Genomic DNA, 25364 nt, shown 5'->3' with positions numbered 1-25364 from the left:
CTCTGGATTTATTTATTGTTTTCAAGGTACTTTTCCCATAACTCATCAAAGATGTCCATGTTGCTTAAATAGTCAGCATTCATTTCTAAATAAGAAGAAAGTTCATGATAATCCTCGGTTTGTTTTGGAAACTGAATATCTTTGGCCGCTTCATTGGCAAAATCAGTTTCAGGATCTTTAGCCGGACCTTTTAATGTCATTAAGTAATGGTAAAAGCTTCGTCTCATGTAAATTAATCACTCCATTTTTCTTCGATAAATTCACTTCTACGTTGATGGGACAATCCATAACGCAAAGCGTCTTTTTTATAAAAGTCTTGATGGTATTCTTCAGCAGGATAAAATGGTGCTGCTGGTTCGATGGTAGTAACAATTGGTTCTGTAAAACGACCGCTATTAGCTAGACGTTCTTTACTTTTCTCAGCAATTTCTTTTTGTTCTTGAGAACGATAAAAAATAACTGGCCGATAATTATCGCCGCGGTCTTGAAACTGACCGAAAGCATCAGTAGGATCCGTTTGTTGCCAATAAATCTCCACTAATTGTTCGTAAGAAATAATCGCTGGATCAAAAGTGATTTCTACTGCTTCCGTATGGCCTGTTGTGTGTGTTAGAACCTGTTCATATGTTGGATTAGGCACATGCCCACCTGTATAACCCGAAACAACTGAGATAATCCCTGGTTGTGTATCAAAAGGCTGCACCATACACCAGAAACAGCCGCCTGCAAAAATTGCTTTTTCTTCCATCTCTAACACTCCATTTTTATTTCTCTTTTGGCAAGTATATATTCATCCGAATGTCATCGTCAACTAAATTAATCTTTTCTGCTCGAACAAATAGACCATTTTGCATTCTAAACTGATCTAAACGTAATAAAACAGTTTGATCATCTGGATTGATTTCAACCCATTTAGGTAGTTTGTAAGAACGTTTAGCAAATTTCAATACTTCTTTAATTGGCAAGCCTAACGTTCCTATAGATAAACTTTTTGCTTTTAATTGTACATTACCATTCGCCATCACGTAAGGATCAAAATATAAGTAAAAAGGAATGTCATGCCCTAACACCTGAAATGTTCCATTTAATAAAGCATCATTTTCTAAATAAAATTTATATTTGATCTCCGAACCTTTTTGAAAGTCGGCTAAATAAAAGTCAATCAGTTTGTTCACTTGTTGTTTTTTTGACTGAATGGTGACGACTGGCTCGCCTTCTTTTTCAACAATTGCTGGTATTTTCTTTAAATCTGGTTCGCGAACTTGTGTTGCTCGAAATGTCACGAAAGCTACACTACCAATGACTAAACCCACTAGAATAAGAAAAGCGATTTTCCAGGGATTTCGTTTAGGATTGGTTGGTTGTGTCTTTTTAATTGATTTACTTGTTTTTGGCTTTTCTTCATTCATTTTATTCACTACCTTCTGATTTGGTTATCCATTCTTTCTCTGTCTTGACCATTTCATCCCGGACAGCTCCGGCCATAATTTGGTAGCCAAGATTATTCGGATGGAAGCGATCTTCTTCATATAACAAATTGTTTAAATCCTCTTTGCTAGCACTACTTCCTGTAGTTTCTGAGTCGCCACCAGTTACGCCAACTTCATCGCCACGACCTTTATAGAGTAAATCATTGATAGGAATGAAATAGGCTCGTTTTTGCTCTTGAACCATTTCTTCGGTTGCTTGATTCCAGTTATCAACGATTTCTTGCATTTCTGTAATTTCGGAAAAGTTTAAGTAGAAGGGATTGTAAATTCCTAAGACATAAATAGGGGCTTTCTCGTTGTATTCTCGGATTTCTTCAAGTAATCGTCTTACTCGGCGTTGATAGGCTTTTTGTGGACGATTGAACGAGCTGACTTTCAAGTCGAAAATATTACTACTAATTACTTTCATTAAGTCATTTCCACCAACCGTTAGCGTAATCACGTCCGCAGAGGCAAGGCCCTTTTGAATTTCAGGTTTCTCTTTGATTCGTTTTAAAATTTGATCACTACGATCCCCATTTTTCCCAAAATTGTCTGTTTGAACACCGTTCAAGTTGTAGTGTTCTTTTAAATCATCTGCCACAATAGGAACAAAACCTCCACTATTCGTCAAATCGCCAATTCCTTCAGTTAAAGAATCACCGATTGCTGTATAATGAATGACTTCTTTTTGATTTTTTTGAGCAGTTGTGGCCACTTTCTCTTGCTTTAATAGTGGCTTTGCTTTGGGGATGGCCACACTTAACAATGTAAAAACACCTAGCGCAATGAGGATAGGTGTTAAGACGGTCAGCAAAATATGCTGTGTTTGTTTTTTCATCTTCGTCACTTCCTTTTAAATAAACCAACAAGAAATTTTCCTTTTCTTGTTAGAAAGAGGTTGCGTCTACTCATTTAAGAGTGAGACCCAACCTCGTTATTTCTTAGTCTGTATAGTACATAATAGCAAAGGCATTTTTTCCTGTATGTGTTGCAATGACTGGATTCGTATGTAATACGGGAATATCCATGTCTTTAAAGATTGCTTGTAATCCTTCTTTGAATCCATTTGCTAGTTCTAGCCCATCCGCATGAGAAATGCCAATTTGTCGAACATTTGGAATCTTACTTAATTCTGATTTCAATTCGTCAAACCATTTATTAAACGTTTTAACGCCTCGGCCTTTTGCTACAGGAATCAATTCCGTATTTTCAAAGTCCATGACAACTTTCATATTAAAAATGTTTGATAATAATCCTGTTGTACGGCTGATTCGTCCACCTTTAACCAAATTATCCAATGTTGAAATGCCAATGTATAATTTAGTATTTTGTTTGACGCGTTCAATTTCAGCTAAAATTTCTGGAACACCCGCTCCCGCTTGTGCCAATTTTGCTGCTTGAATGACTTGGAAAGACAAACCTTGGTCTGTAAAATCGCTATCAATCACCGTTACTTTACTTGATGATAAGTTGCTAGCTTGACGGGCCGCTTCAACCGTTCCACTTAAGCCTTTTGTCATGTGAATTGAAATTACTTCACTGCCATCTTCACCTAAGCGATCATATAATTCTACAAATTCACCAATTGGTGGTTGACTCGTTTTGGGTAAGGCCTTCGCATTAGCCATCATGTCCATAAATTTTTCGCCTGGCAAATGATCATCATCTGGATAAACAACGCCATCAACCATAATTGATAAAGGCATCATATGGATATTTAATTCATCTCTAAGACTTTTTTCCATCGTACATGAAGAATCCGTTACGATTTTAACGTTTGTCATAAATTTATCACTCTTTCTTTAAAAGGAACCTGTTTTCATGGTAGAATACCATTAAACGGTTAATTATCTAGTTATAGTATAACAGACACTGCCGAATTTTTCATCAAATTAAAATAAAGGAAGTGAATTTATTGGAAAAAACGCATTTCTCAAAAAAATACCTAATCGTGAACGAAGTCTTAAATGCAGTTACACATGGCATAGGCGCAGGTTTAAGTATTGCTGGCTTAGTCATTTTACTTGTTAAAGGAGCTCGTTTAGGCTCACCGATTCACGTGGTATCTTATGCTATTTATGGCTCCATGTTGATTCTACTTTTTTTATCTTCAACGTTATTTCATAGTTTAATTTTTACAAGAGCCAAAAAGGTCTTTCAGGTCTTCGATCATAGTTCTATTTTCTTATTGATTGCTGGCAGCTATACGCCGTTTTGCTTAATTAGTATTGGCGGTTGGTTAGGTTGGACCTTATTTAGTTTAGTCTGGTTAATAGCCATCGTCGGTATTGTCTATAAATCCCTCACGTTGCATAAACAAGAAACAGTGAAAAACATTTCAACGATTATTTATATTGTTTTAGGTTGGCTCTGTATCATCGCTGCTCGTCCGTTATATGAATCTCTTGGATTTAAAGGAACAGCGTTATTGGTCGCAGGGGGTGTGTCTTACACATTAGGTGCAGCCTTCTATTCATTGAAAAATGTGAGGTTTATGCATGTAGTTTGGCACTTGTTCGTCATGCTTGCAGCGATCCTCATGTATTTTTCTGTTCTCTTTTATACGTAATCACAGCACAAAAAGAACACGATGCTCAAAGCATCGTGTTCTTTTATTGCCCTAAATCTCTTTATTATAAAGGATTATTCTTCTTTTCGAATTATTTTAACATAAATTAGTAGAAAAGACTTTACAAAACGAACATACATTCGTATAATAACAATACGAACACTCGTTCGAATCAAATGAAGAGGTGATATACATGGAAGCAATTCGTCGTGTTGGATTTTTATTTTTTGTATTGATTATAGGTATTTTTTTGGGAACATTAGGATTACGTCTTGCTTTTATGATCGTGACGCCGTTATTTATTCTTTGGTTTATGTCATGGGATGAGAAGCGTTATACACGTACACGTAAACAACAGCAAGCAAGATACGTTTATCGTAAGTTCCCTTAATAAATAATAAAACGGTGTGTTCCCCCCAAGCTACGCTCCGTTTTTATAAATATGTCAAAGAAAGAGCGAAGGATTAAATTCCTTCGCTCTTTCTAATTAAATTAGATTAGTATTCCATTAAGGTAACAATATCGTAGCCATCAATTTTATCACGGCCATGTAAATCCATTAATTCAATTAGGAACGCACAACCAACCACAATACCACCTAATTGTTCGACTAATTCGATGGTTGCTTTAATTGTACCACCAGTTGCTAACAAGTCATCACAAATCAAAACACGTTGACCTGGTGTGATGGCATCTTTGTGCAACGTTAATGTATCTGAACCATATTCTAAGTCATAAGTCACTTCGATGGTTTCACGAGGAAGTTTTCCTTTTTTACGAACCGGAGCAAAGCCAACCCCTAGTTCATAAGCCACTGGACAGCCGACAATAAAGCCACGAGCTTCCGGTCCTACAACCATATCAATTCTTTTTTCTTTCGCGTAATCCACAATTTGTTTCGTTGCTTCACGATAGGCATCCCCATTAGCCATTAATGGAGAAATGTCACGGAACACGATCCCTTTCTCAGGATAATCTGGAATGCTTGCAATGTAATCTCTTAAATCCATTTTTATTTGTCCTCCTCATTCCACAGCCATTGTTGTATTGTTTGACAATCACTGTAAAGTAGAAATTCTTCTGTTTTTATTTTTTTCAATCGTTGTTGGTATACTTGACTTTCAGTCAATGGTCGATTGTCGGGTTTCTCAATACTGTTTAAAACACCGCTTTCTATTGTAACAAATCCTAAGTCAAAAAACACCTGTATCATGAAAATTAATAATTTTTCTTGGATATTTAAGTAATTTGCCACCTTCGATAGCTGGGAACGTAGATTTACTTCTTTTTGCTGCAAAATAAATTTATACAATGTTGCAAATTGTTCACGTGAAGCCATACCGTTTAAATAAGCTTCTTCTGGTGAAATAAACATCATGTATATACGTTGTATCTCAGTTGCTTCAACAATTTCTTTAACCGTGATTGCTTCCACAGGACAGTCGACAAAAACCAGTTGTTCGATTTGATTTTGAGAAACAGCTTCCACCAATTCTTCTTGGTTTGACCAAACAATAATATTAGCGGTTGGATCTGAAATGAATTTTTGATTTTTTTCATCAAATAAAAGATAAGCTGTTGCTTCTGAAGGAATTGGTTTCGTTTGATTATTTTTGCCACGAAAATCAAATAATTGTCTTCCCGATACAGCAAAATCAGTCACCATTAATTGTGGTTTCTTACGACCATTCCATTCATTGATGGAAAGTTGGCCTGCCACATCGGCGGTTCCTTGTGCTAGTTCATCCGCTTGAGTCCCCATTTGAAAAGCAATTGCATCCAATTGTGCCCCTTCTTGATTCATTTGAAATTTCAGATGTGCATTATCTGCACCAATTTGACGAATTTGCGTAGGCGTGATTTCCTTAAATACAAAAGTTGGAACAGTATTATCAGTCCCGAAAGGCGCCAAAATACGCAATTGATCAATAAAAGCAGTCGTTGCCTGCGAAACCGCTAAGCTCTCACTAATGAGCAACTCTTGTCCATTAGCCATATCAATTTGATTTTTTTCAATAAAGTGTGCCAAATGTTCTTGAACAAAAGGAATATTTTCAACAGGTAAAGTCATTCCCGCTGCCATATGATGCCCACCAAAATGAGTGAATTGCTCACGCACTTCGTTCAACGCCTCATAGAGATTCAATGCGCTAATGCTACGTCCAGAGCCTTTAGCGGTCGTACCAGATTCATCTATTGCTAAAATAATGGTTGGTTTCCCCGTTTCTTGCATAATGCGGCCCGCGACAATCCCTAAGACGCCTTCATGCCAGCCTTGTTTCGCTAAAATATGGACCGGCGCATTCGGGTCGATTAAATCCAGCGCTTCTTTGGCAATCGTCGTTACAATGTCTTTTCGTTCATTGTTTTGTTGATCAATATATTTAGCGATTTCCAGCGCTTGTTCTTCATCAAATGTAGTCATTAATTCAACACCTGGTGCGGCTTCCCCTAATCGACCTAATGCGTTTAAACGAGGTCCAATGGTAAAGCCAATTGATTCTTCTGAAACAGCTTCCTTTTTCACACCCGCTTCTTGTAATAAAACGTCTAAACCAATTCGATCACCAGTTTGAATCATTTGAAGGCCCATTTTGACAAACGTTCTATTTTCATCGGTTAATGAAACCAAGTCAGCAATTGTCCCAATTGCTACCAAATCTAATAACTCAATTGGCAATTCACCAAGTAACGCAGTAGCGACTTTGAAAGCCACGCCAACACCAGCTAAATCTCCAAAAGGATAGTCTCCTTGCGGATGTCTAGGGTGGACAATCGCATAGGCTTCTGGTAATTGTTCAGGCAATTCATGATGGTCAGTAACGATTACATCTACTCCTTGTGCCATAGCGTAGTTAATTGCTTCATGTCCGGCTACACCATTATCAACGGTTACAATTAATTGGACTCCTTGTTCAATTTGTTCAGCAAATACGTCTTTATTAGGTCCATATCCATGAACAAAACGATTCGGTAGAAAGTACTGAACCATGCCACCGACTAATTCGATTGCTTCTTTCATAACCGTGGTACTAGTGATGCCATCTGCATCATAATCCCCATAGACAAGGATTTGTTCACCCGCTTCGACGGCTTGCTGGATGCGGGCTACCGCTTTCTCCATATCATGCATTAAGAACGGATCATAAATATCTTCGATAGTCGGATGTAGAAACTTACGTAATGCTTCTTCTGTCCGGATATTGCGGTGCCATAAAAGTTGGCCAATTAATGGATTAATTTCTTCTTTTTTTAATTGTTCTATAAATTCTACAGGTAATTCTGTCTTTGTCTGTAACTGCCATTGATAGTTTGATTTTTTCACGACGTCACTCCTAACCAAGTAATTATAGCAAAATTTTTCCAAAAACTAAAGAAAGCATTTTTTTAAATCTGAGAAAAAAACTGTGATATCTGTTAGATAAATAGCAGATATCACAGTTTTATTTTAAAAGAAACTTAGTGATATCTGTTAGATAAATAGCAGATATCACAGTTTTATTTTAAAAGAAACTTAGTGATAAAGTCTCTTCCTTATTTTTGTTCCTCTTCATTCACACGAGGTTTCACATAACGATCAATACGACTACCTGACACAGGCGTTGTGTCTACTTCTGTGTTTGATGTTTGTTCGTTGACCACTGGTTCTGCGACTTGTGGTGCTGCCGCTTGTTTGGCTTGCAAATCAGCCAATTGATTATCAAAAGAACGTTGAACTTTTTCCGTTTCTTCTTTGACTAATTTATCCATATCATTTTTATAAATATCCAACTCTTTTTGTACAGCTTTTAATTCCTTACGTTGGTTCCAAATGGTGGTTGTGGAGGTTAGTAATCCAACTAGTGCGCCAATAATTGCAGAACCTAAAATAATTAAGATTAACGGTCCACTAATTTTAGTAAAACCAAAGTTTACTGGAACAGCTTGATTATTTAAAACAGCAAAAATAACAACAATTAAGACCAACACAAGGCCCAAAATAACACGCCATTGATTTTTCATGACTTGATCGACTCCTTTATTTTTTATTTAAAATATTTCCCGCTATGAAATCTCCTAAATGTGGAAACAATGTATAAAAGCGGGCAGCCGCTTCCATGACAAACGGACGATTAATCTCACGTCGAGAAGTCCCCATACTCCCAACCACTTCTTTCGCTAATTTCGTAGGGTCCAAAACAATTTTATCCACCGCAGCTAGATAAGTGCCTGTCGGGTCCGCTTTATCAAAGAATTCTGTTTGGATTGGTCCTGGATTGACAGTCGTTACTGCTACACCCAACGGTTTCAATTCTAAACGTAAAGCATTTGAAAAACCTAACACAGCAAATTTCGTTGCAGAATAAACGGTTGATTTAGCTGTAGCCATCTTCCCAGCCATTGAAGCAACGTTGATAATATGTCCTTGCCCAGCTTCAATCATTTTAATAGCTACTTTTTGAGTAAACGTCATCATTCCTAAAACGTTGACATCAAACATTTGGCGTGCAACAGCCAAGTCAATCTCAACAAAATTTTCAAACAAGCCAAAACCAGCATTGTTGACTAAAACATCTATAGGACCAACTTCTGCTGAAATAGCTTCAACCACACGTTCAACGCTTTCTGGATCGGCAATATCTAATTGATAAGAAAATGCTTCTCGTCCGCTCAAAGCAGCACACTGCTCGCGAACTTTACCAATCAAATTAATTCTGCGGGCGCAGACAACGACGACTGCCCCTTGTTTAGCTGCTTCATAACAAATTTGTTCACCTAAACCAGCTGAACCTCCAGTTACGACAACGACTTTATTTGTTAAATCCATCTAAGCTCCTCCTTCATTGGCAAATGGAATCTCAATGATATCCATATCTTTCACGATTTTTGTATTGGGGAAAATTTCTTGGGCTTCTTCTTGAAGCTGATAGGCCTCTTTGGTTAAATAACGAGCACTAATATGCGTTAAGATAAGTTGTTTTACTTGCGCTTCTTTTGCAACTTCAGCTGCTTGTTGACTGGTTGAGTGGAAGTAGGCTTTTGCCATTTTTGCTTCGTGTTTATTAAACGTACTTTCATGGACTAAAACATCCGCTCGTCGTGCTAAGGTTACACTATTTTTAGTTTTGCGAGTGTCTCCTAAAATCGTCACGATTCGTCCAGGTTTACGCTCTCCCACAAACGCTTGTCCATTAATTTCCTGTCCATCAAAAACAATCGTTTCACCACGTTTGAGTTTGCCATACAATGGCCCAGAAGGAATCCCTAAAGCTTGAAGTTTCTCTACTTGTAATTCTCCTTCATGCGCTGCTTCCTCAATTCGATAGCCAAAGCTCGTGATGCCATGGTCCAAGATATTACAGCGAACAGTGAATTGTTTATCTTTAAAAATAACGTCATTTTCTTTCGTTAATTCAATAAATTTCAGTGGATAGGACAACCGCGATTGTGAGACTCGTAAAGAAGTCTTGACAAAGTCAGCAACCCCAACTGGTCCATAGATTTCTAAAGGTTCTGTCCCGCCCTGAAAAGAACGACTACTTAACAAACCAGGTAAACCAAAAATATGATCCCCATGTAAATGTGTAATAAAAATCTTTTCAATTTTTCTTGGGCGAATACTACTTTTTAAAATTTGCAATTGAGTCCCTTCCCCACAATCGAAGAGCCAAACTGCATTTCGTTCATCTAATAATTTCAACGCAATCCCTGTGACATTGCGATGTTTTGCTGGCACACCAGCGCCTGTTCCTAAAAATTGTATTTCCATCTGCTACCATACTTTCTTTTAAACTTCCTTTTTATTTTAGAAGAAGTTTGCTCCTTTAGCAAATAATAATTTATCTATTTTCTCAAAGTTTTCTTCTTAGTTTACCGTATTTTACGATAAAATAACAAAAAATTAGCAAACTACCATAAAAAACCGTGATTTCTTAGTATTTTAAAAGACTGTTTCCCTTTATTCAGAAAACAGTCTTTGATCCTTATTCTTCTTTCGATGTCGCTTCTTTATGTTGTTCTTTTTTTGCTTGCCACGATTGTTTCGCTTCATTTGCAACTTCGTTCGCATCGTTAATTTCTTGTTGGACTTCCTCTAAATCAAGCCGCGTGATTTCGCCACCTAAGTCAAACATAACCAATTGGTTGAGCGGACGGTTGTCTTCTTCTTCTGCAATTAATAACAATCCCGTTTGTCCTTCATCAATCTTTTGAATCACATGTTCAAAAACCGTTTGGGCTTCTTGAATTTCTTTGGCGTCTTTGCTTGCACCATACATACTTCCAGCAAACCAGCCAAAAAGAATGCCCAGAGGACCACCTAATATGCCTACTAGCATCCCAATCATGCTATCTTTTGATGTATGATTGTTGCCTGTAAAATCGATAAAATCATTGATTTTAAATTGATGCTGGCCATCATTAACATGCGTAACAACCGCCATTTGCTCACCTTTAAGCTGTCTTTCTGCCTGCATCTTTTTTATTTCGGAAAATGCTTGGTACGATTTACTTTCAATATCAAAGTTCATAATGATAATTCGTTTTGTCATACAAATCGCTCCTTTATTCTGGATACATCTATTTTAGCAAGAAAGGCCTGTCTCTAGCAATGAAAACTTTTTGGTTATGTATAAAAAAAGAAGATAGCTAGGCTACCTCCTTGTTAATGCTTATTTACCATCAAGAATATTTAAACGGACCTTTTTCGGACCATCGATACGTACACTATAAACAATTGTCCGAATTGCTTTTGCAACACGCCCTTGTTTACCAATGATACGTCCAATATCTTCTTTGGCCACAGTCAAATTATACTCGAGGAAATCAGTTGATTCCTCAATTTCTAACGAGACTGCTTCAGGTTGACTGACTAACGGACGGACAATAGTTAAAATTAACTCTTTCACATCTGCCATATTCAATCACCTTATTTCTTAACGTTTTTAGCTTCATGATGTTTTTTCATAACGCCTTCTTTTGAAAGGATGTTACGAACTGTATCAGAAGGTTGCGCACCTTTAGATAACCAATCTAAAACTAAATCTTCTTTTAAAACTACTTCTGCAGGGTCTTTCAAAGGGTTGTAAGTACCTACAGTTTCGATGAAACGTCCATCACGAGGAGAACGAGAATCAGCTACTACAATACGGTAAAAAGGACTCTTTTTAGAACCCATACGTTTTAAACGAATTTTAACTGCCATTATTAAATACACCTCCATTAACTTAATCACAAGAGTTAGTTTAACAGATTAACAACAACCTGTAAAGAGTTTTTTCTTGACACCTTTACTTTTTTTCAATTTTTTTAGCCAATTTGCAGGAAAACAAACGAAATAATGAAGAATTTTTACAAAATTTGATAATAGTTGTACTGGTTTCTCACTTGAAAGCCTTCTGTTTGATAGAGATGAAGCGCTGCTTGATTTTCTGTTTCAACTTCTAAAAAAATAGTCGCTGAAGCTGAATTTTCTAAAATCATTCGGAGCGCAGACTGTAACACTTTACGGCCAAGACCGCGACCTCGTTGCGTTTTTGTCACAACAAAGCCATAAATCCCCCATTCGTTTTCAAAATGATCCAAACGTAGCGTGGCTAAAAGTTGATTGTTTTCTTTATAAATAAGTGTTCGTTGAAGGTCCTCCGGCAAAGGCGTACCTTCGAGTAACCTAGCCAAGGAATCCAAATCAGCCACTTGTGGTCGGAGAAGTGTCAGCTTCGCCAACGCCTGTGAGTAAGTTTCTCTTTGAAAAACCAGATACTGTTCTGAAAAAGCTGGCAGAATCCCTTGTCTATTAAAATAATTCAGGCCAACAGATTGCTTGTCGTCCATCACGAGAAAGACTTCTTTCATTCCCCACAAAGCTGCTTGCTTTTCGAGTTCTTGAACAAGTTCTTCAAAAAATGGTCCTACATTTGGCGCAACAATCGTCGCTTCCAAGGTTTCCCCATCAAAACAATACCCTACGATATATGCTTGAATGGTTTGTTCCTTCCTGTATAAACCATAATAAGTATAAGCTGATTCCTCAGGAAATGTTTGTTCCAATTTATAAAAATTTCCTTGTTTAATCATTTCCTTGTTTCTTAATTCAGTCAATGTTTGTTTCTCCAACGGTGTTAACTGTCGGCGCCAATTTATTTTTTTATTCAAGCAGTTGCTCCTTTACTCATCCTTTTACTAGCTATTATACGTGAAGTTACGAAGTTCAACAATGTACAAGGATAAAACGTTTGCGCTTTTTTTGAAAAAGTACTATCATAAAGTAAGTAAAAGAAAAATGGAGGGATTTACATGACAAAAAAAATTGGTATTTTTGTAGGGAGTTTAAGAAAAGATTCATTTAACAAATTGGTAGCAAAAACAATGGCGGACTTATTTCCAGCTGATTTCGAACCTGTTTTTATTAACATTGGTGATTTAGAATTATACAATCAAGATTTGGATGATGAAGGAACCCCCACCGAAGCTTGGACAACATTCCGTGAAGAAGTTAAACAAGTAGATGGCGTAATGTTTGTAACACCAGAATATAACCGTTCAGTACCAGCTGTTTTAAAAAATGCATTGGATGTCGGTTCACGTCCGTATGGCGAAAGCGTTTGGGATAAAAAACCAGGACTTGTGGTGAGTGTTTCACCAGGTGCAATTAGCGGATTTGGTGCGAACCATCATTTAAGACAATCATTAGTCTTCTTAAATGTTCCAACTTTACAACAACCTGAAGCCTATATTGGCGGCATTACGAACTTAATTGGTGAAGATGGTAAAATTATTGATGGCACTGTTGGTTTCTTACAATCAATTGTAGATGCTTACGTGGATTTCTTTAATCGCTTAACTGCCTAATTGAATCAATCGAGAAAAAGTGAGGCAACTTTTTACAGGTTGTCTCACTTTTTTTATTTTTTTGCTTGACCCTCTCGTTACGTAAAGGTTTATGATAGATTTTGTCAGGAGGAATGAATGATGGAATATACAATTAAAAAAATGGCTTCACTATCTGGCGTCAGTGCACGGACGTTAAGATATTATGATGAAATTGGTCTTCTTCAACCAGCCAGAATTAATTCTTCTGGTTATCGAATTTACGGGCAAGCCGAGGTGAATCGTTTGCAACAAATTCTTTTTTACCGTGAATTGGATCTGAAACTAGATGAAATTAAAGAAATTTTGGAGCAACCTGACTTTAATGTTGAACAGGCTTTATACGAGCATCAACAAAAACTATTGGAAAAGCGCAATGAAATTGATCGTCTTTTAGCCTCTGTTCAACAAACCTTACACCATTACAAAGGAGAGATAAACATGTCAGATCAGCAAAAATTCGAAGCATTCAAACAACAAAAAGTTCAAGAAAACGAAGAAAAATATGGTAAAGAGATTCGGGAAAAATATGGCAACGAAACGATTGAACAAGCCAACAAAAAATATTTAAACTTGACGGAAAAAGACATGCAAGCAATGCAGAACGTGGAAAAAGATTTATTTTCTAAGTTAGCCATGTATCAAAAATCACCCAAGTTGACTAGCCAACTTGCACAAGAAATTTTCCAATTACACAAAGATTGGTTAATGTACTCTTGGTCAAGCTATTCGCCAGAAGCACACAAAGGGTTAGGCCTTATGTATGTTGGCGATGAACGATTTACGTCATATTATGAACAACACGGTGCTGGTTTTGCCGAAGCGTTAAACGCAATTATCCAAAACTACGCTTAAACAGAAAGTGCGCCATTAGTCTCTTCGACTGATGGCGCACTTTCTGTTTCTTCCAATAATTAACTAAAGCCTGTTTATCTTTTTTTCTTTTTCTTCTTTTTGTTTTTCTTCATCATACGATTCATGGCCATTTTACCTAGCTTGCCTTTAACGCCGCCACCTAGCATTTGATCCATACCAGGAATGTTCATATCCCCTTTGGACATTTGTTGCATCATTTTTTTGGATTCTTTAAATTGTTTAATCATACGATTGACTTCAACCACACTATTTCCTGAACCAGCTGCAATTCTGCGGCGGCGACTAGGATTTAATAGATCAGGATTTTCACGTTCTGCAGGGGTCATTGATAGGACCATCGCCCGTTTCCGTGCCACATCTTTTGGATCGACTTTGACATTTTCAATACCAGGCATGTTACTCATCCCAGGGATCATTTTTAATAAGTCTTCAATCGGTCCCATGCCCATAACTTGATCCAATTGCTCAATGAAATCGTTAAAGTCAAAACTGTTTTCTTTCATTTTTTGAGCAAGTTCTTCTGCTTTTTTCTCATCGTAATCTTGTTGCGCTTTTTCAATTAGCGTCAACATGTCCCCCATACCTAGGATACGACTCGACATACGATCGGGATGGAAAATTTCTAAATCGGTTAATTTTTCACCAGAACCGACAAATTTAATCGGAGCGCCCGTTACTGCCCGAATTGACAGTGCGGCCCCCCCACGAGTATCGCCGTCCATTTTGGTAATAACAACCCCAGTAATTCCAAGCTGTTCATTAAAACTATCTGCAACGTTGACAGCATCTTGCCCCGTCATCGCATCAACAACTAACAGAATTTCATTGGGATTAGCCAACTCTTTAATTTGTTTCAATTCGTCCATTAAAGCTTCATCAATGTGTAAACGGCCGGCCGTATCAATTAAGACATAATCATTTTTCTTTTCTTTTGCTAATGCTAACCCTTGACGAACAATTTCCACTGGATTAGCATCTGTTCCCATATCAAAAACGGGAACTTCTAATTGTTGACCTAAAACCTTCAACTGATCAATCGCTGCTGGACGATAAACGTCACCAGCGATTAAAAGCGGACGAGCGTTTTCAGTTTTCATTAAGTGTTTGGCTAATTTACCAGTAAAAGTTGTTTTACCAGCCCCTTGTAACCCTGTCATCATAATCACTGTCGGGATTTTTGGAGATTTATTCAGTTCAACCGTTTCTGAACCTAACGTTTTCGTTAATTCTTCATCAACAATTTTTACAATTTGTTGGGCTGGTGATAAGCTTTCTAATACTTCGACTCCTACCGCCCGTTCTCTGACACGTTTTGTGAAATCTTTGACCACTTGTAAATTAACGTCGGCTTCTAATAAAGCCAAACGGATTTCTCGCATCATTTCTTTTACGTCGGCTTCGGAAACTTTTCCCTTACGACGGATTTTACTCATTGCCTGTTGCAGGCGGTTTGTTAAACTCTCAAAAGCCATAGTTTCATTCCTCTATTTCTTGAATTTGTTCAATATATTTTTTGATTTCACTATCTTTGGGATAAGTTTCTTGAACATACTGCTGTAGTTGTTCAAGATATTCTTTCCGTACAACATAGTTTGAATAAAGATGTAACTTTTTTTCATATTCTTCTAAAATTTTTTCGGTTCGTTTAATGTTATCATAAACCGCTTGGCGACTAACCTCATATTCTTCCGCAATTTCTCCTAAAGAAAAGTCATCAGCATAGTAAAGCTCCATATAATTCATCTGCTTTTCCGTTAATAATGTCGAATAAAATTCAAATAACGCATTCATGCGGTTTGTTTTTTCCATTTCCATGAGCCGTGCTCCCATCTTCAATCCCTTATAGGTTACCGATTTCATAGGGAATAGTCAATCTTTTTTTACTAAGTTTTTACCTTTTAAAAAGAAATGTCCGCAAGTTGCCATGTTTCTTCAGAATAAACGGTCATTCCTTGTTGAATAAAATAAGCAGTTGCCACCCCAACTCCAGCTTTTTTAATGCCAGAAAATTGTCCATCATAAATCAGCTGGCTGCCACAGCTGGGACTTTTTTCTTTCAAAATCAAGGTTGTAATTTGTTGAGTTTTTAATTTTTGATACGCGCGTTGTGCCCCTGCTTTAAATGCCTCAGTCACATCTTCCCCGTTATCCGTATATACATAAGCAGTATTCGCCCAAACATCAAAGCCATCCCCGCCAATGATTTCTGCTGGCGGACGTGGAATGGGCAACTCTCCTAAAACTTCGGGACAAACCATTATTGCTTTTCCATTAGTTACAAGTTGTTTTAACGCTTCTTGTTCTTGAGATTTTCCATCGTAACGGCAACAAATCCCACCTAAGCAACTACTAATACCAATCATTTGCTTCTCCTCATTTCATTTCTCTATTATACCATGAGTTGACTTTTCTCAAAAGTAGCATTCTCGCTTACTTTAAAGTACGTTCTTCCTCTAAAAATATGTTAAACTAACAATAGTGAAATATACACTTATTTTCAGAAATTTCTTGAAGGAGTTATGTAAATGAAAAAAGTTCTTGTCGTCGATGATGAACCATCGATTTTAACTTTGTTAACCTTTAATTTAGAAAAAGAAGGCTATCAGGTGACTACTTCCGAAGATGGTAAAAACGGCTTCGAATTAGCTTTGTCTAATCAATATGATTTTATAATTTTAGATGTAATGCTTCCTTGTATGGATGGCTTAGAAATTACCAAGGCACTTCGTCGAGAAAAAATTGACACGCCTATTTTGATTTTAACTGCCAAAGATGAACAAGTAGATAAAATCATCGGCTTAGAAATTGGGGCGGATGATTATTTAACAAAACCTTTTAGTCCCAGAGAAGTCCTAGCACGCATGAAAGCTATTTTCCGTCGTTTAAAACCTACCACGACCGAAACGCTTCAAGAGGACACACCTAAAGCTCCGCTTGTGATTGGCGAGATTCGTGTGGATGAACAAAATTATGAAGTCTTTGTGCGCAATCAGCCCATTGAGCTAACACCGAAAGAATTTGAATTACTCGTTTACTTCATGAAACGCAAAGATCGGGTCATTAATCGGGAAACCTTGTTGGAACGAATTTGGCAATATGACTTCGCTGGACAAAGTCGCATCGTCGATGTCCACATTAGTCATTTACGTGATAAAATCGAGCCCGATCCCAAACGGCCCGTTTACTTAGTAACTGTCCGTGGCTTTGGCTACCGTTTTCAGGAGCCAAAACGATGAAAAAGAGACTGCGGATTGAATATTTTTTAGTTGCGGCAGTCATGCTTTTATTATTTGTCGGGAGTATTGCAGCGACCAATTTTTTCTTTCAAAAAGAAATGGTTGCTCAGCAAGAAACCTATTTAAGAAGAAAAAATACCCTTTTAACAGACCAGTTGCCCCCTTCCGTTTTCGAAAAAGGGCAACTGACAAACCAACAACAACTCCTTGTCACCCATGCGTTAGATGATGCAGAAGAACGGGTAACTTTGTTGCAAAAAAATGGTACCGTCTTTTTTGACAGCAGCCAAAATGAACCGCTAGAGTCGCACAAAAAACGACCTGAAATCGCTGCGGTTCTATCAGGAGCTACCTATGGTTCCGCCTTACGAAAGAGTAAAACGTTAAATAAAGAACTTCTGTACGTTGCCACGCCTGTTTTAAAATCAGGAGAAATCGTTGGCATTATTCGGATTTCGGAACAAACCGCGCTATTTTCTAAAAATATCCAATCTTTTCGTCGCTATATTATCTTTACATTTGGCATTTTGTTCCTACTAATTACCTTGTTTATCTTTTTACTGTTACGGCAAAAAAATCAACCGCTAGTGACTGTCTTACCGATTCTGAAACGAATGCTTAAACATCCAGATGAAAATCGATCCATTATCCAGCAATCTTCTGAATGGAATGAACTTTACGAAACTATTAACTTACTGAGTCAACAAGTAAGTCAAACGTATAAAGCGTATACATCTGCAGATGAGCAATTTCACGAACTTTTAGATGAGTTGATGATTGGTGTCTTTATCATTGATACGCAAGGACGGCTTCGTCTGTTGAACCCTAAAATGCAGGAAATGTTAGGACTCTCTGCTAAAAATATGCAAAGCAATTATCTTGAAGTGATTCAAGACGCCGATTTGATTCATTTAATCCATCAAGTCGTCGCTGAAAAAAACAGTTTACATCAAGAAATCACTGTGACACAAGGACCAACACCTTTACGATTAGATCTTTCTCTTCGTTACTTGGATGATCAAAGCGCCAATGATTATCAAGTGTTAGGAATTGCCTATGATTTAACGCGCGTTCGCCAACTAGAAAAAATGCAAAAAGATTTTGTATCAAACGTGTCTCATGAATTAAAAACGCCTGTCACTTCTCTTTTGGGCTTTACCGAGACACTCATAGACGGCGCCAAAGAAGATCCGGAAGTCCTTGATCAATTTTTGCAGATCATGCAAAAAGATGCCCAGCGTCTGCAACAATTAATTCAAGAAATTTTAGAACTTTCTCGGGGCAGCGCAACAATTCCTTATGCAGAACAAGAAATTACTTTAGAAAAATTTATTACAGAAATTCTCGGCTCTTATCAGCAACAATTGGCAGCAAAACAGCTGAAAACAGTCGTTCATGGTCTGCCAGAGAGCCAGTTTTTCACCAAATACGAATTGTTTTATCCAATCGTGAAGAATCTAATTGAAAATGCCATTCAGTATTCCCAAGAAAATGGACAGATTACTATTTCTTATGCTATTGAAAATCAGCAATTACGTTTATCTGTTCAAGATACTGGCATTGGCATTAGTCAAAAAGACCAAGAACGGATCTTTGAACGGTTCTATCGTGTCGATAAAGCACGTAGCCGTCATTCTGGTGGCACCGGTCTAGGTCTAGCTATTGTCCAAAATTACACAGAATTATTAGGCGGTAAAATCGCCATTGATAGTCACTTAGGCTTAGGGACCACTTTTACAATCACCTTGCCTTTAACAAAAAAAGAAGCCTAAAAAAACTCAGCCAATTGAGCCGACCCCCAAAAGTTAGACCTAGAAATCTAACTTTTGGAGGTTTTTTTGTATGGCAAAATACAGTTTTGAATTTAAACTTAAACTTGTTCATGACTACTTATCTGGTCAAGGAGGTCTAAGGTTTCTCGCAAAGAAGTATGGGTTTAAAGATAGTTCTCAAATAAGCAAATGGATAAATGCCTATAAGGAACTTGGTGAAGAAGGCCTACTTCGCAGTCAAAAAAATAAGAATTACTCTGTTCAATTTAAGCTAGATGCGATAGAGTTATATTTAACAACAGAGTTGTCCTATCAAGAAGTAGCTAATCTTCTAAAAATGAACAATCCATCATTGATTGCGAATTGGCTTAGAACGTATCAGAAGTTTGGTATAGAGGGACTCTCTAAACAGAAAGGACGTCCACCTACCATGCCTAAGAAGAAACAAAAGGAAAGCCAACCATTACCAAGTGAACGATCTCAAGTAGAGAAACTAGAAAAAGAAAATAGAATGTTAAAAATTGAGAATGCCTATTTAAAAGAATTGAGGAGACTGCGTTTAGAGGACGAACAAAAAATGAACGAATCGCACGAATCATTCACAGTCTCCGAAGACACTTTCGATTAAAAGATATTTTGGAAACCCTAAGGTTTCCAAAATCTACTTACATGTACTGGCAAAAACGCCTCGACAGAACAGCTTCAACACAAATCATTGAAGAAGAAATTCAAGCGATTCGTAAAAAACATCAACATTATGGCTATAGAAGGATGACCCAAGAATTGAAACGACGTGGATTTCAAGTGAATAAAAAGAAAGTCCAGCGATTAATACAAAAGTTAAAGTTACAAGTCAAAGCTTTTACTAAGAAATCCAGAAAATATAATTCCTATAAAGGAACCGTTGGTAAAATCGCTAAAAATTTGATTCGTCGCCGATTTAAAACCTCTGTTCCTCATCAAAAAATTACAACTGATACAACTGAATTTAAGTACTTTGAAGCAGATAACGTAGGCATCTTTCGTCAGAAAAAACTATACTTAGATCCATTTATGGATATGTATAATAGTGAAATTCTAAGCTATAGCCTTTCTACTCAACCAAATGGTAAAACAGTTATGGAAGGTCTGAAAGAAGCAATTTCTCAAACAAATGATTGTCCCTATCGGCGCACCTTTCACTCTGATCAAGGCTGGGCTTATCAAATGAATGTCTATATACAAGCATTAAAGGACAACAATATCTTTCAAAGTATGTCTCGAAAAGGAACCTGTTTAGATAATTCTCCTATGGAGAATTTCTTCAGTATCCTAAAACAAGAAGTGTACTATGGAAAAATCTATCAAAGTCAAAATGAATTGAGAGAAGCAATTGAGAACTACATTTATTATTACAATCATCACCGAATCAAGGAAAAACTTAACTGGAAAAGCCCAGTAGAATTTCGACAATTCAATCAAAAAACTGCATAAAAATAGAGTGGAAAAATCCACTCTATAAAAAGTCTAACTTTTTGGGGTCACTACAAATCCTGTTTATTGGCTGAGTTTTTTTGTTTATTTTTCAGTTACTTTTCCATTTACATCACGTTCTACTTGCATGTCTGTGATGGCTAAATAACCTAAGTCTTTGACAATTGTTTTTTGAACATCATCGGTGACCATATAGTCTAAGAAGGTTTTTACTTCTTTATTGGGCTCCCCTTTTGTATACATATGTTCATAAGACCAGATTTTCCATGAATTGTCTTTCACGTGTTCTTCTTTTGGTTCAATACCATCAATGCTTAAGGCAACAGTGGAATCATCCATATAAGAAAAAGCTAAATAGCTGATTGCTCCTGGTGTTTGTTCAACAATTTTACGAACTGTTCCAGAAGAATCTTGTTCTTGTGATTGAACTGGTTTAGCTCCATCTAAGCCCCATTTTTCAAATGTTGCTCGGGTGCCACTTCCGTTTGCGCGGTTTATTACGACGATTTCTTGATCTTTGCCGCCCACTTCTTTCCAGTTTTTGACTTTGCCAGTAAAGACATCAATCAATTGTTGCTTCGTTAAATTCTTCACGCCGACTTCTTTGTTGACCACTGGTCCCATACCAACCACGGCCACCCGATGATCGACTAATTTAGAGGCATCCACGCCATCCTTCTCTTCGGCAAACACATCGGAATTTCCAATGGTCACTGCGCCATCTGCAACTTGCGAAAGTCCTGTTCCGCTGCCGCCACCTTGGACAGAAACTGTATAATTGGGATGTTCTTGTGTAAATTGATCTTTCGCAGCATCTACTAACGGTTGTAAAGCGGTGGAACCAACAGCGACAATTTTAACTGGTTTGTTACTATCCGCTTCGCTGGATTTTTCAGTTGTGCCTCCTTGAGCGCCGCACCCAGTTAATAATAACCCTAGACTCAGCATAGTTGCTGCAATTACACGTTTTTTCATCTTTGCACTTCCTTTTCAATTAGTTACAAGTTTAGTCTACCAAGACTCTGTTAATTCTGTTTCAATTAAATGTAAATAAAAGGTAAAGGTGTGTAAAGAATCTATAAAGGTTAGTGCGTTACGCGTTGTGTCGCCATGTAATGTGCGATTCGTTCCATGGCCGTTGTTAATTTATCCATATCGGACGCATAACTAATTCGGACGTATCCTTCTGCTTCTGGGCCAAAAGAAATACCTGGAATCAACGCTACTGCTTCTTTTTGCGCTAAATCAATACAAAATTTCATAGAATCTTGTTCATAACCAGTAGGAATCTTAGCAAAAATATAAAAGGCGCCATTTGGACGTGCAACCTCAAACCCCAATTGAGTCATCTGTTCATAAACAAAATCGCGCCGTTTCCGATACTCTTCTTTCATAATTTCAGCATCATGCATTCCTTCGATTAAGGCACGAACAGCTGCTTTTTGAGACACTGTTGCAGCCGCAGTAACTAAATACTGATGAACTTTAATGATCTCCGCTGTTAAAATCGCTGGTGCAAAAATAAAGCCAATCCGCCAGCCTGTCATGGCATGTGATTTCGACAAACCGTTAATTAAAATCGTTTGGTCACGTAACATTTCAGCAATCGAAACATGACTCTCATCATAAGTTAACTCACTATAAATTTCATCGCTAATCACAAAAATGTCGTATTTTTTTAGAACATCAGCAATTGCTTGCAACTCTTGCCGGTTATAGGTGACACCAGTTGGGTTGCTAGGATAATTTAAAATAATTGCTTTAACTTGTTCCCCATGCTCGGCCATTGCGGCTTCAATCATTTCAGGGGTCAAGACAAAATCGTTATCTCGTGTATCCAAATATACCGGTTCCGCCCCCGCCAATGTAATAATTGGTTCATACCCTGGGTAAATAGGTGCTGGCAATAGCACTTTGTCACCTTGTTCTAAAATTGCTAATAACGAAGCTGAAATCGCTTCTGTTGCTCCAACTGTTACTAAAATTTCTGTCGCAGGCTGGTAAGTCAAATCGTACTTTTCTTTCATAAAATAAGCGGCTGCTTCACGGACATCTAATAAGCCAGACATCCCTGTATAATGAGAAAAATTCGCATCAATTGCTTCTTTGGCTGCTTTTTTGACATGCTCAGGTGTGTTAAAATCTGGCTCTCCTAGCGTTAATTTTAAAATACCTTCAATTCCTGAGACTTGTTCGTCAAATTGACGAATTAAAGAAACAGCAATTTTATTTACTTGACGATTAAAACGATTGGTTAAATCCATTTAGCTTCACTCCTTCAGTTGACGTTATAGTAGCACAAATTGACCTTAAAATGAATGATTTTCTCATTGTTTCGCTAGATTTTTATTATAAATATCTCAAAAAAACGGCAGAAAAGAAAATAGGAGAACTTTGTCCTTTTCAACAAAGTTCTCCTATTTATTTATTTTTCGAAACGCCATGTCCGAATTTCAAACGGACGTAATGGTGCATCAACTTCTATCGCTGGTGTCAACGGTTCTTCTAATACATTTGTTAAACAAGTCGCTGGTTGTGTCTCTTTGTGAAGTTCACAAGGAATATTTTGCGCTGTTAGATTAAAGCCACGAACGACTAAATGATTCGTTTGCTCTTGACGTTTAACGGCTGTCCAACCAATCGGTCCTTCTGCCGTTGTCAAGTAGACATGGTTCGGTGCTAGTTTACCTTCATGACGCGCAGTAGTAGCTGCAGTAAAAGGAATTTGTGCACTATAGGCTTGTTGATACGTAGCAAAGCGTTCTTCTGGTTTTCCATGCAATGACAAACCATATTTAAAGGTATATTCTCCTTGGCATTGTGCTTCTGGTGTCGCAAAATAGCCCCAATCACCTAGTTCGCCAACACAACGAATTAATGTGACCGCAATGGTTCCATCTGCCAAGACTTCATACTCATTTAAGCCTTCATTGAAGATAGTCACGCCTTTGTTTTGGTCATGAACATTCACAAACGCTTGTTGGTGCTGCGGGTTTGTTGGATTTTCCCATGTATCGCTTACTTGATTTGGTCGTGTCACGACTTCATAAATACTATCCGCTTCGTGTGTTTCTGTGACCATGTCAGTTGGGAAAAGCACGCGTAAACGATGATCTTTGATTTGATTATTAATGGTTGTTTCAAAGAATAATTGGTTACTTTCTTTGATCATTGTAACCACTGTCGTTATTTCGAACGGGCGAAGCGTCGTTGAACGTTGTGCATGGCGTTCTCTAAACTCACGAACAGCCTTTTGTTCTTCTTCTAATCGTTCATCTGCTGAAACTGGTAACATGACGGTTTGTTTAATTTGATAACTTGCTTTTACAGGGGAATTTTCTTTATTCGTAATTTCAGCCGTTACATTTTCGGTTGTAATTCCTTGGTCTTCGGTCGGTTTGAAAAAGATATATTCATTCCCAATGTCGCCAGTATCTTCAAATGTTAACAATTTTGAAAATGTTTCTCCTGTTTTTTTGTCAGCAATGGTTAAGCTACCATTATTTTCAATTTTCACTTGAATAAATTCGTTTTCCATTTCATTTGTTGCTGGTTGAGCCAAAAGACTTCCTTCAAAAGCTTTCGTTTCTCCTTGAATCAATGCAAAGCTATCCCAAGAGAATGGCGCCATTTCTTTGACAGATAATTCGACCGTTAAGTATTTAGCCATGTACGGTTGACGGAAAGCATCTTTAGGTAAATCGTAACCAAAACGAACATCTTCTTTGACAATACGGCTTGCAACGGCTTTTCCAGTTGGATCAATCACTTGATAATCTGGGGTTGCTTTTTGTTTTAATTCATGATAAAGATCTTCAGGTTTTCCTGTATAAAATGGCAATCGTTCAATCTCCACTTCCACAGTGACAACCTCCGTTTTCTGATAGCCACTAGTATTAAACAAAACAAACGGGTGCGCTTTTTCTGGGAAAACACTTGTATCAATTGCTTCTGTTAATTGTCGTGTTGCTTCATCTGCTAAGAAATGCCCGACATCATTGGCATTTTCAAAGCGAGTCATCATGCCTCGGTGAACCTCGTCGACAGAACAGCCACAAATACTATCGTGCGGATGGTTTTGAAGCAATGTTTTCCAAGCATAATCAAATTGGTCATGTGGGTAGTCGCCAGTTACTTCGTAAGCCATTGCTGCTAAAGGTTCTGCGATATTTTCTAATTGGCGTTGGACTTTTGTGTTCCACTGTTTTAAATAGACGCGAGCAGAAGAAGTATTGGCTAATGTGTACCAGCCATCCGTTTCTTGACTCGTTAATTCACCTGTTACTGTTCCTAAATCTTCTGGTAACTCCTCTTGAACAGCTTTCAAATAGTCATCGAAATTGGAATGAATAAATTCATATTCTGGGAATAGTTCATTGGCTAAAGCGATGGCCTTAGTAATATCTCTTTGCACCGGTTGGTGGTCGACCCCATTCATCATCAATAAATGGTTTGTGGAAGCGTAACGTTCCACATCAGCCAATTTTTGTTTCCAAAAAGCGATTGCCGCTTCTTTTTCTGAAGGAATTTCGTTCCCGTTACTATACCAGTTCGCAAAAAGCAAGCCGAAAATTTTCGTTTGGTCAGGACCTTCCCACCACATTTCAGAATATTGTGAGCTATAGTCGCTTTCTAAGACTTGATTATCAAAGCCAATCGGTTTCACCCCGCGTCCAAAGGCAGCCGCAGGCAGATTTGCTAATTGCATCATTTGAGGCGTTTGACCCATATTCCCAAATGTATCCGGGAAGTAACCTAATTGAACTGGTGCTCCCCATTTTTGACTTTCTAAATGCCCAATCAGCATGTTTCGAACATTGGATTCAGAACTAATTAAAAAGTCATCTTGTAAAATATAAAATGGTCCGATTTTTAGTTTGCCTGCTTGGACAGCTTTTTTTACGGCTTCTTTTTTCTCTGGGCGAACTTGTAAATAGTCGTCTAAGATAATCGTTTGTCCATCTAAATGGAAACTGTTAAACTCTGGATCATTTTCAATTAAATCTAATACATTATCCACTAATTCAATTAAGCGCATATGATGTTCTTCATAAGGAAGATACCATTCACGATCCCAATGACTATGGGAAACAATATAGACTTTTTTCTTTGTCATCAC

At 37.6% G+C, this 25364-nt stretch carries 26 protein-coding genes and 1 pseudogene; 7 read left to right on the top strand and 20 right to left on the bottom strand.

The genetic code is table 11. The features are described from left to right. Positions 1–8: 8 nt before the first annotated feature. The 5 genes from IGI97_RS06945 to IGI97_RS06925 all read right to left on the bottom strand — a co-directional run bounded on the left by IGI97_RS06945 (position 9) and on the right by IGI97_RS06925 (position 3256). Complete coding sequence (locus IGI97_RS06945) at positions 9–227, bottom strand: YozE family protein (protein ID WP_002357449.1); 219 nt, start codon at positions 225–227, stop codon at positions 9–11. A gap of 5 nt (positions 228–232) precedes the next feature. Beyond that, positions 233–748 (bottom strand): peptide-methionine (S)-S-oxide reductase MsrA, encoded by a 516-nt coding sequence (gene msrA / locus IGI97_RS06940; protein ID WP_002377304.1) that lies wholly within the window; start codon positions 746–748, stop codon positions 233–235. A gap of 16 nt (positions 749–764) precedes the next feature. Next, complete coding sequence (locus IGI97_RS06935; RefSeq protein WP_033627632.1) at positions 765–1409, bottom strand: YpmS family protein; 645 nt, start codon at positions 1407–1409, stop codon at positions 765–767. A gap of 1 nt (position 1410) precedes the next feature. Next, the gene (locus IGI97_RS06930) at positions 1411–2310 is read right to left on the bottom strand and encodes an SGNH/GDSL hydrolase family protein (protein WP_002365717.1); all 900 of its coding nucleotides are present in this window, start codon (positions 2308–2310) and stop codon (positions 1411–1413) included. Positions 2311–2413: 103 nt separating this feature from the next. Further along, complete coding sequence (locus IGI97_RS06925) at positions 2414–3256, bottom strand: DegV family protein (protein WP_002357444.1); 843 nt, start codon at positions 3254–3256, stop codon at positions 2414–2416. A 131-nt stretch (positions 3257–3387) separates the two neighbouring features. On the opposite strand from IGI97_RS06925, the gene trhA reads away from it, so the two are divergent. Both trhA and IGI97_RS06915 read left to right on the top strand, forming a co-directional pair. Further along, positions 3388–4041, top strand: a complete 654-nt coding sequence (gene trhA, locus IGI97_RS06920; RefSeq protein WP_173950868.1) for a PAQR family membrane homeostasis protein TrhA — start codon at positions 3388–3390, stop codon at positions 4039–4041. Between the two features lie 193 nt (positions 4042–4234). After that, entirely contained in the window at positions 4235–4432 is a 198-nt protein-coding gene (locus tag IGI97_RS06915) for a hypothetical protein (protein ID WP_263308035.1), read from the top strand. Between the two features lie 106 nt (positions 4433–4538). On the opposite strand, the gene IGI97_RS06910 is transcribed toward IGI97_RS06915, so the two are convergent. The 9 genes from IGI97_RS06910 to IGI97_RS06870 all read right to left on the bottom strand — a co-directional run bounded on the left by IGI97_RS06910 (position 4539) and on the right by IGI97_RS06870 (position 12174). Beyond that, positions 4539–5051: an adenine phosphoribosyltransferase gene (locus IGI97_RS06910; protein WP_002357441.1), complete on the bottom strand. Its 513-nt coding sequence runs from the start codon at positions 5049–5051 to the stop codon at positions 4539–4541. 2 nt (positions 5052–5053) lie between these two features. Continuing rightward, positions 5054–7366, bottom strand: coding sequence for a single-stranded-DNA-specific exonuclease RecJ (gene recJ / locus IGI97_RS06905; RefSeq protein WP_438738272.1), 2313 nt, complete (start codon positions 7364–7366; stop codon positions 5054–5056). 209 nt (positions 7367–7575) lie between these two features. Beyond that, a complete protein-coding gene (locus IGI97_RS06900; protein ID WP_438738270.1) occupies positions 7576–8043 on the bottom strand; it encodes a LapA family protein in 468 nt (155 codons plus the stop codon). 16 nt (positions 8044–8059) lie between these two features. Further along, on the bottom strand, positions 8060–8848 hold the full coding sequence (locus IGI97_RS06895; protein ID WP_002364028.1) for an SDR family NAD(P)-dependent oxidoreductase: 789 nt from the start codon (positions 8846–8848) through the stop codon (positions 8060–8062). Further along, positions 8849–9790, bottom strand: coding sequence for a ribonuclease Z (gene rnz, locus IGI97_RS06890; RefSeq protein WP_002361891.1), 942 nt, complete (start codon positions 9788–9790; stop codon positions 8849–8851). It abuts the gene before it with no gap. A 214-nt stretch (positions 9791–10004) separates the two neighbouring features. Continuing rightward, complete coding sequence (locus IGI97_RS06885; protein ID WP_002360199.1) at positions 10005–10571, bottom strand: hypothetical protein; 567 nt, start codon at positions 10569–10571, stop codon at positions 10005–10007. Between the two features lie 120 nt (positions 10572–10691). Then, positions 10692–10937: a KH domain-containing protein gene (locus IGI97_RS06880; RefSeq protein ID WP_002357435.1), complete on the bottom strand. Its 246-nt coding sequence runs from the start codon at positions 10935–10937 to the stop codon at positions 10692–10694. Positions 10938–10948: 11 nt separating this feature from the next. After that, on the bottom strand, positions 10949–11224 hold the full coding sequence (gene rpsP, locus IGI97_RS06875; RefSeq protein ID WP_002357434.1) for a 30S ribosomal protein S16: 276 nt from the start codon (positions 11222–11224) through the stop codon (positions 10949–10951). A gap of 146 nt (positions 11225–11370) precedes the next feature. After that, positions 11371–12174, bottom strand: a complete 804-nt coding sequence (locus IGI97_RS06870; RefSeq protein ID WP_438738268.1) for a GNAT family N-acetyltransferase — start codon at positions 12172–12174, stop codon at positions 11371–11373. A gap of 141 nt (positions 12175–12315) precedes the next feature. Between IGI97_RS06870 and IGI97_RS06865 the strand changes: the two genes are divergently transcribed. Continuing rightward, positions 12316–12870, top strand: coding sequence for an NADPH-dependent FMN reductase (locus tag IGI97_RS06865; RefSeq protein ID WP_002357432.1), 555 nt, complete (start codon positions 12316–12318; stop codon positions 12868–12870). A 117-nt stretch (positions 12871–12987) separates the two neighbouring features. Then, entirely contained in the window at positions 12988–13743 is a 756-nt protein-coding gene (locus IGI97_RS06860; protein ID WP_002357431.1) for a MerR family transcriptional regulator, read from the top strand. A 74-nt stretch (positions 13744–13817) separates the two neighbouring features. Here IGI97_RS06860 and ffh read toward each other — a convergent pair whose 3' ends face one another. From ffh to IGI97_RS06845, 3 genes are all read right to left on the bottom strand, one after another. Then, complete coding sequence (gene ffh, locus IGI97_RS06855; RefSeq protein WP_002360194.1) at positions 13818–15236, bottom strand: signal recognition particle protein; 1419 nt, start codon at positions 15234–15236, stop codon at positions 13818–13820. 4 nt (positions 15237–15240) lie between these two features. After that, positions 15241–15579, bottom strand: coding sequence for a putative DNA-binding protein (locus IGI97_RS06850; RefSeq protein WP_002357429.1), 339 nt, complete (start codon positions 15577–15579; stop codon positions 15241–15243). Between the two features lie 83 nt (positions 15580–15662). Then, positions 15663–16127 carry a DUF523 domain-containing protein gene (locus IGI97_RS06845; protein WP_002374733.1) on the bottom strand — a complete coding sequence of 155 codons (465 nt, stop codon included), beginning with the start codon at positions 16125–16127 and terminating at the stop codon, positions 15663–15665. A gap of 162 nt (positions 16128–16289) precedes the next feature. Between IGI97_RS06845 and IGI97_RS06840 the strand changes: the two genes are divergently transcribed. The 3 genes and pseudogenes from IGI97_RS06840 to IGI97_RS06830 all read left to right on the top strand — a co-directional run bounded on the left by IGI97_RS06840 (position 16290) and on the right by IGI97_RS06830 (position 20245). Further along, complete coding sequence (locus IGI97_RS06840) at positions 16290–17000, top strand: response regulator transcription factor (protein ID WP_438738265.1); 711 nt, start codon at positions 16290–16292, stop codon at positions 16998–17000. Then, positions 16997–18772 (top strand): two-component system histidine kinase PnpS, encoded by a 1776-nt coding sequence (pnpS, locus tag IGI97_RS06835; RefSeq protein WP_421503532.1) that lies wholly within the window; start codon positions 16997–16999, stop codon positions 18770–18772. The genes IGI97_RS06840 and pnpS overlap by 4 nt, the downstream gene beginning before the upstream one ends. Positions 18773–18842: 70 nt before the next feature. Continuing rightward, positions 18843–20245, top strand: a pseudogene (locus tag IGI97_RS06830) (IS3 family transposase). An 84-nt stretch (positions 20246–20329) separates the two neighbouring features. On the opposite strand, the gene IGI97_RS06825 reads toward IGI97_RS06830, so the two are convergent. From IGI97_RS06825 to IGI97_RS06815, 3 genes are all read right to left on the bottom strand, one after another. Then, a complete protein-coding gene (locus IGI97_RS06825; RefSeq protein ID WP_421503531.1) occupies positions 20330–21220 on the bottom strand; it encodes a phosphate ABC transporter substrate-binding protein PstS family protein in 891 nt (296 codons plus the stop codon). A gap of 110 nt (positions 21221–21330) precedes the next feature. Further along, positions 21331–22509: a pyridoxal phosphate-dependent aminotransferase gene (locus IGI97_RS06820; RefSeq protein ID WP_421503530.1), complete on the bottom strand. Its 1179-nt coding sequence runs from the start codon at positions 22507–22509 to the stop codon at positions 21331–21333. A gap of 161 nt (positions 22510–22670) precedes the next feature. Further along, positions 22671–25361, bottom strand: coding sequence for an alpha-mannosidase (locus tag IGI97_RS06815; RefSeq protein WP_174090112.1), 2691 nt, complete (start codon positions 25359–25361; stop codon positions 22671–22673). Positions 25362–25364: the final 3 nt, after the last annotated feature.

The sequence above is a fragment of the Enterococcus sp. DIV2419 genome, assembly GCF_051711865.1.
GTDB classification, from domain to species: Bacteria; Bacillota; Bacilli; order Lactobacillales; family Enterococcaceae; genus Enterococcus; species Enterococcus faecalis.
The sequence above is the reverse complement of the archived record's forward strand: the minus strand, read 5'-3'. Positions and strand labels throughout refer to the sequence as shown.